Annotated in this window: 5 protein-coding genes and 1 pseudogene; 2 read left to right on the top strand and 4 right to left on the bottom strand. The window is 40.9% G+C overall.

The features are described from left to right. Positions 1–167: pseudogene (locus F6K53_RS35320) on the top strand (cytochrome c biogenesis protein); the annotation flags it as partial. Positions 168–424: 257 nt separating this feature from the next. Here the strand turns inward: F6K53_RS35320 and F6K53_RS35315 are convergent. After that, a complete protein-coding gene (locus F6K53_RS35315; RefSeq protein WP_070390860.1) occupies positions 425–643 on the bottom strand; it encodes a hypothetical protein in 219 nt (72 codons plus the stop codon). A 509-nt stretch (positions 644–1,152) separates the two neighbouring features. After that, positions 1,153–1,308 (bottom strand): hypothetical protein, encoded by a 156-nt coding sequence (locus F6K53_RS35310; protein WP_293083949.1) that lies wholly within the window; start codon positions 1,306–1,308, stop codon positions 1,153–1,155. Between the two features lie 436 nt (positions 1,309–1,744). Here F6K53_RS35310 and F6K53_RS35305 point away from each other — a divergent pair, with 436 nt between their 5' ends. After that, positions 1,745–2,893 carry a glycosyltransferase family 4 protein gene (locus tag F6K53_RS35305; protein ID WP_293083946.1) on the top strand — a complete coding sequence of 383 codons (1,149 nt, stop codon included), beginning with the start codon at positions 1,745–1,747 and terminating at the stop codon, positions 2,891–2,893. Between the two features lie 373 nt (positions 2,894–3,266). On the opposite strand, the gene F6K53_RS35300 is transcribed toward F6K53_RS35305, so the two are convergent. Both F6K53_RS35300 and F6K53_RS35295 read right to left on the bottom strand, forming a co-directional pair. Next, positions 3,267–3,428: a transposase family protein gene (locus F6K53_RS35300; RefSeq protein ID WP_083304948.1), complete on the bottom strand. Its 162-nt coding sequence runs from the start codon at positions 3,426–3,428 to the stop codon at positions 3,267–3,269. A gap of 1 nt (position 3,429) precedes the next feature. After that, positions 3,430–3,561, bottom strand: a complete 132-nt coding sequence (locus tag F6K53_RS35295) for a transposase family protein (protein ID WP_149030736.1) — start codon at positions 3,559–3,561, stop codon at positions 3,430–3,432. Positions 3,562–4,449: the final 888 nt, after the last annotated feature.

The raw sequence follows: 4,449 nt of genomic DNA, 5'->3' as shown, positions 1-4,449 counted from the left end.
ATGTCTCCCACTCTCAGATTTGGGCATTACAAAAAGGCGATCGCTTTTATATTGGTGGGAAAACCAATCGTGCTTTGGTCACCTTTGAACGGGAATTGATTGAGATTTTAGAGCAGGTCGGTGAATCCTCCCAGACGGTAGAACCTTTACTGGCTAAATCTGCTTAGTATTTAGCGATGCAGCAACGGAACAGGGGAGGGTACTAAACAGAATCAGAAAGGATAACTGAGTAACCGAACCACTATGGTGATCAACCCAAACATCAAGGGCAAAGTTGGTGATGCTGGAGCCTAAGAGCTGATTTGTAAACTCGCTGTAATCCTTGTAGGATAAGGCTTGCGCTCAACTAGAACAATTGAACTATTTAATACCCAAAAGACAATCATAGTAAGGCTTTCAAGCTTATTAATATTTACTTGACAAATTAGCTCTCATCATTAGATATATGACTACCAGGAACGGTATGGATTTCCACCTCTGAATCTGAATCGCTCAAACGCGCTTTTGCTCCTGCTTTCAGCAGTAAGAGGGGTTGAATTTTTTGTTGATACCAGTAATCCACCAGAACAAAAATGGTGGTTATCAGCGTTGGAAAGTCTATACTGTTCATAGGAGGTTTCCGGGTGGTCAGTGACATTTCCATCTTCGAGCCTCCTTTCTCTTGTGTCTAATTCACATTAGGCGTTAGTGATAAAATAATCAATGTCTGTCGCCTCTTCAATTGAACTTGCATCTCCTACGATAGCAAATGTTCTTTCTCCTTCTAGAGGAGACCTGAGGGGGTAAAATGCCAGCTAAAATCCTTACTGGGAGTACTTTAAGCCGATATGTTACTTAATCGGTGCGCCTGACCTAGGCGAATTAAATTCGCTACAGGTGCGCACCTAGAATATACATACTGTTTTGGCCTGAGCTTGGAGGTAGTTATAAGGGTTTGAGCTTCTAGAAAATCATTCGTAGGGTGAATTTGCCAGTTTATCTTTGCTAAGATAATTGGCATCAAAGCCTTATATAGTAAGCTTTTCAGGGCAAATGTCACCCCCTCAGGTGAAATTTACTTGGTCAATTTGAGCGCTGAAAAGCAGTTACTGAGATAGTTTCAAGTTTTTGGAGAGGTCTATTAAGTCCGCGCTATGACGGTTCTGAGGTAATTTAGGTGTTGGGTTTAAGTGTGAGCTTGAGTTCGGCTAATTCCTTCAACAGTTGGTCGATCAGCTTTTGCTGCAGTATCACGACCACCAACTGCTCTGTTGTCAGTGGCTTGAGTTGGGGGGAAGCTAGTTTTTCGGGTTTCGGTTGTTCGCTCATGCCGCTACCACACCGGATTTCAATATTTTGTCAACCACCCTCACCTGAATTCTTACATTTCATATAAAATCGTTGGGGGCATAATAACTATAAAATCATTGAAGGCACAATAACATTGAGCAATCTTGGCAATAAAATCCATATACAGTGTGTCAAAAAAATTAAACACACTTTATATGGATTAATAAGCATGGGTTGATCTCAAGGTTTGGGTGTTCGACAAAACCCAAAATCAGGTTGCAGATTGCGTCCTGCTATCAGCAGTCACCACTAAGTTTGGTGAATAACTCGTTGTGTCCAAGGTCTAACCAAGCTACCACTCTCCGCGAACTGAAAACCAGGTTTGCAACGCCCCTAAATTAAGGACAGCAAAGAGCTGAGTAATCATGTCGTCAGAGAAAAGTAATCAAATTTAAGAAGTTATGAGGTCAAAGTAGTGAGGATCCTCTTAATCTGCACTGAGAAGCTTCCTGTTCCATGTATTCGAGGAGGTGCAATCCAGACTTATATTGACGGAATACTACCTTATCTAAGCAAGTTTCATGACGTTAGTGTTTTTTCTGTCACTGATTCAGATTTGCCCAATCAACATGTCCTGAATGGAGTCAGCTACCAGCGCTTCCCCACAGGTGATAGTGATGCTTACTACCAAGCAGCTGCTAAATTTGTAGCTGAGGAAAAATTCGATTTAGTCATTCTTTACAATCGCCCTAAATACTTACCCTCTATTGCTGCTGCTAGCCCTAGTAGTCAGTTTCTCCTGAGCATGCACAATGAAATGTTTCATGAGGAAAAGATTAAACCTGAGGTTGCTGAGACTTGTCTAGAGAAGGTCAGAGGAGTCATAACAGTCAGCAAATTTATTGCTGATGGAATTGCCGATCTCTTCCCTGACTACCGACATAAACTTAACCCGGTATATGCAGGAGTTGACTTAGAACAGTTTCAGTCCCGATGGTCACCGGAAGGATCTAGACGTCGCCAAGAATTGCTAAGTTCTCACGGATTGACCGATCGCAAAATCGTTGTCTATGTAGGTCGATTAAGTATTAAGAAAGGACCTCATATCCTAATTTCTGCCCTACCCCAAATTCTAGAACAACATCCATCAACATTTCTTTTTATAGTGGGTAGCAAATGGTACGGCCATAACGAGGAAAATAAATATGTTCGTCAACTGAAAGAACAAGCAAAAACCTATGAAGAATCAATTTATTTGACTGGCTTTATTCCACCGGCAAATGTCCAGAAGTACTTCCTCATGGGTGATATCTTTGTTTGTGCATCTCAATGGCAAGAACCTTTAGCACGAGTTCATTATGAAGCAATGGCAACAGGTCTTCCTATGGTTACCACAATGCGAGGAGGAAACGCAGAAGTAGTCATCCCAGATATGAACGGTCTCTTGATCAGTGACTATGAGAATCCCGATGCCTTTGCAGAAGCAATTAACTCTTTATTGTCCAATAAAGAGTTAGCTGAAAAAATGGGTCGATACGGACGCCATCTGGGTGACAAGTATTATGGTTGGGAGCGGGTTGCTTCAGACATTTCCCGGATTATTTCAGACTGCTGCCTATCCTAAGGATAGCAGGGTAATCCCATTTAAATTTGTCAACTGGGTATCAAAAACCTAGGACAGTTTTCAATCATACCTTCATCCCTTCTTCGGCTCATGAAAGCGTCATGAAGAGTTGGCAGATTAGGTATTATTATTGGCAGGGTAAGGAGTAACTTCGTATCACCATCACGACACGGGTCTTGCCCTTCCATAGCAAGGGAATGGCTGTGATATCATTGGACTTGCTCAAGGGCCCGTTGTTGAGCTAACACCAGATGATGTTCACTCGCCCAGGCACTCACCGTGTGTAAGCCAATGAGATTGCTTTTCGCGATCGTAGGAACCCCGAGCAGTTAAACCCATCAATATTGATCAGCTTAATCTCTAGCTGGGTGGGTTACTGCTCCACCCAACTATTGAAGCATTCATGCAACTGAGTTGGGTCAATCAATGCCAAGACTCCCGAAAAGGTATTGTGAGATGGAATACTATGGGGCAATTCCAAAAACGTCTCTAACCATTGCTGTTTCACTTTGCCATAGGTTTCAATGGCTACCATATTATCTGCCCCAGACAGAAGCCAAGATGGTGATGGTCACAATATCTACAAGTTTATGCTTGGGTTCCCGTTTGACTCTCCGGTCATCCAATGCCTCAAACTGATTAATCACGCTATGAATGAGCTGTTTCATCCTTTGTTGAAAGGGGCGATGGGGTGGGAGCACCAAAGCCAAGGAACATCAGGGCTGAGAGCATGTGAACAGACTAATTTAATCTCTATCCAATTTCCTGGATTCTGGAGAGATTGTCTAGTCTGAATTGAACCAAAGCCAACTTTTGCGCCAACGTGTGTTTTGTCAAGTACAATTTATACAAAATAGCTGGGATTACCCTGGAATTTTAGCTTGCACGTCACCCCCTCAGGATACTATCATGTTCTTGGTAATTATTTTGATGCAGAAGTGTTGAATGTCAAAAAAAAGTGTCAAAAAAGTTGTTCAATATGATAAAATCATCAAAGCTATAAAATTCATACTCGTTAAGTATGATTTAAATAAGTTTTCCAAAAATCATAAAAGATATTTTGGAACCGTTACCAAAAAAAGATTATCTATCTCTCAGTCCCTTCTCATTTGTATCTTGTTAGTTGGAGTATGTAATGGATAAGAGTGTGATCAGTATGCGAGATTTATTGAAACGGTTAAATCTTCAAAAAATAGACTTGACGATATCTAAATTTTCTAAAGCGGTTAATAAGAGAGAAACTTTTTTTATTAAATAACTCATCAATTAAAAAGGCAACTCAATCAAAAAAAAATCAATTTAAAGCCCGAGATTTATTTATGTTAGCGTTGCCTACGGCCGATAGATTAACTATTTTTACTTTAAAAAATAAACTATCATGGAGCCAAGGATATCATCAAGTTAACTTATTTTGTGGCTTGGACATTTGCCCTTCAGACGTAGGGGGAATAGTTATTCATTATTCAGATTTATAGCTATTTAATCACTTATTTAAGATTACAGCTAATAGAAATAGCCGTTCGCGCAGCGTCGGCTTGGCCGTAGGCCACGCTAAG

This window comes from Moorena sp. SIO4A1 (assembly GCF_010672065.1).
In the GTDB taxonomy this organism is placed as follows: domain Bacteria; phylum Cyanobacteriota; class Cyanobacteriia; order Cyanobacteriales; family Coleofasciculaceae; genus Moorena.
This window is presented reverse-complemented; position numbering and strand designations above follow the sequence as displayed.